1 pseudogene is annotated in these 403 nt (G+C 78.4%); it reads right to left on the minus strand.

The features are described from left to right. Window positions 1–23 precede the first annotated feature (23 nt). Window positions 24–403, minus strand: a pseudogene (locus C1I92_RS33210) (CIS tube protein); the annotation flags it as partial.

Consider the following 403-nt stretch of genomic DNA (forward strand, 5'->3'; position numbering starts at 1 on the left):
CACGGTGAGCGCACGGGGTGCGGTCACGACACACCCCCCGGTGTGGGCGTTGCCGGCGGCGGGCTCCCGGCCGGCGGCACGGCCAGCGGGGTGCCCGGCGGCACGGCGAGCGGGTCGGTGATCCGGTTGTGCTCGGCCAGCAGCCGCCACCGCAGCGGCGAGCCCAGCGCGTCGTGGGCAAGCAGGTCGAACCGTACGCCCGAATAGCCTGGCGCGGCGGCGCCGTCGCCCGCGGCCACCACCGCGCTGCCGGGCGCGGCGGCCGGGGTGCCCGCGGCGGCCAGTTCCTCCGCGAAGCCCTCCCGCGCCCGGTCAGCCGTCTCCGCCACCCGGACCAGCTTCAACCGCAGCCAGGAGCGGCGTGGCGAGCCGGTGACCGTGAAGGCGTCGAACCGCTCGGCCA

This window comes from Jiangella anatolica (assembly GCF_003236295.1).
In the GTDB taxonomy this organism is placed as follows: Bacteria; Actinomycetota; Actinomycetes; order Jiangellales; family Jiangellaceae; genus Jiangella; species Jiangella anatolica.